3 protein-coding genes are annotated in these 1,690 nt (G+C 69.3%); all 3 read left to right on the top strand.

Annotated elements, in window-relative coordinates; all coding sequences use genetic code 11:
- The coding region (locus AIIKEEIJ_RS14400; RefSeq protein ID WP_161995937.1) for a M24 family metallopeptidase at nt 1–375 on the top strand (375 nt) is incomplete at its 5' end.
- 35 nt (nt 376–410) lie between these two features.
- Entirely contained in the window at nt 411–974 is a 564-nt protein-coding gene (gene efp / locus AIIKEEIJ_RS14395) for an elongation factor P (RefSeq protein ID WP_006937620.1), read from the top strand.
- Nucleotides 975–1,484, top strand: coding sequence for a transcription antitermination factor NusB (nusB, locus tag AIIKEEIJ_RS14390; protein ID WP_006937621.1), 510 nt, complete (start codon nt 975–977; stop codon nt 1,482–1,484).
- The last annotated feature ends 206 nt before the right edge of the window (nt 1,485–1,690 follow it).

Below are 1,690 nucleotides of genomic sequence, written 5' to 3'. Positions count from 1 at the left end.
CTCGCGCGGGCCGCCGACTGGCAGCGGGAGGTGTACGACCTCGTCGCGCGCGCCCAGGCGGCCGGGCGGGCGGCGCTCGTGCCGGGCGTCGACCTGGCCGCCGTGGACGCCGCGGCCCGCGGCGTCATCGCCGACGCCGGGCACGGTGATCTGTTCCTGCACGGGCTCGGCCACGGGGTCGGTCTGGAGATCCACGAAGCACCCGGAATCGGCCAGGCGGCGACCGGTACACTTGCCTGCGGTGCGGCGGTGACCGTCGAACCGGGCGTGTACTTCTCCGGGCGCGGAGGCGTGCGGATCGAGGACACGCTCGTGGTGCGTGAGCGGGGACCGGAGCTGCTCACACTCACCGACAAGACATTGACCGTCGTATGAGGGCGGTACCTCGACTCTAGGAGACGCGAAACCAAGTGGCCGATACCAGCGATTTCAAGAACGGGCTCGTGCTGAAGATCGATGGTCAGCTGTGGCAGATCATCGAGTTCCAGCACGTCAAGCCCGGCAAGGGGCCGGCGTTCGTCCGTACGAAGATCAAGAACGTGCTCTCCGGCAAGACCGTCGACAAGACCTGGAACGCCGGGGTGAAGGTCGAGACCGCCACCGTCGACCGCCGCGACATGACGTACCTGTACCACGACGGCACCGACTACGTGTTCATGGACGGCGAGACCTACGACCAGATCTCCATCAACGAGGAGACCCTGGGCGACGGCGCGAAGTTCCTGCTCGAGAACATGCAGGTGCAGGTGGCCACCCACGAGGGCACCCCGCTGTTCGTCGAACTGCCGGTCACCGTCGAACTCGAGGTCACCCACACCGATCCCGGCCTGCAGGGCGACCGCTCCACCGGGGGCACCAAGCCGGCGACCCTCGAGACCGGCGCCGAGATCCAGGTCCCGCTGTTCATCAACACCGGCGACAAGCTCAAGGTCGATTCGCGTGACGGCAGCTACCTCGGGCGAGTGAATTCCTGAGTGTCCGGTACGCAGAAGAAACTCGGAGCCCGGCACAAGGCGCGTAAGCGCGCCGTGGACCTGCTGTTCGAGGCCGAAGCCCGCGACATCGACCCGGTCGGTCTCGCGGCCGACCGCATCGCGCTCGCCGTCACCGACGACCAGGTCGCCCAGGTGCCGCCGTACACGCAGACCGTCGTGCGCGGCGTGGCGGAGCATCTCGACGAGCTCGACCAGGTGATCGCCGAGCACCTGCACGACTGGACGCTCGAGCGGCTGCCCGCCGTGGACCGGGCGATCCTGCGCATCTCGGTGTGGGAGCTGTTCCACGCCTCCGACGTGCCGCCGGTGGTGGCCGTCGACGAGGCCGTCGAACTGGCCAAGCAGCTGTCCACCGACGACTCGCCCGCCTTCGTCAACGGCATCCTCGGCCAGATCGTGGCGCTCGCCGACCAGGTCCGTGCCGCCGCGGCGGCCACCTCGTCGCGCGCCGCCGAGCCGGCCGAGCAGCGGGAGTCCGAGCGGCCCTGACATCGCAACGTGAGCGGGCCCGGCCGGGGACGGAAGTCGCCGGCCGGGCCCGCTCGTCGCTACCGGGACGGCGGCCTGTGGCACGCCTCACCCCGCACCCGTGTCTGGGGGTCACCGGCCGCTGCTAGGCTGATGCACCGTCAGGCATCCTTTAACGATCCGTCCAGCGAGGCGGAGAAGGAGGTCGCAGTATGGCCATGTCCGAA

The sequence above is a fragment of the Rhodococcus sp. YH1 genome (assembly GCF_009939605.1).
Taxonomy (GTDB): Bacteria; Actinomycetota; Actinomycetes; order Mycobacteriales; family Mycobacteriaceae; genus Rhodococcus; species Rhodococcus aetherivorans.
The sequence above is the reverse complement of the archived record's forward strand: the minus strand, read 5'-3'. Positions and strand labels throughout refer to the sequence as shown.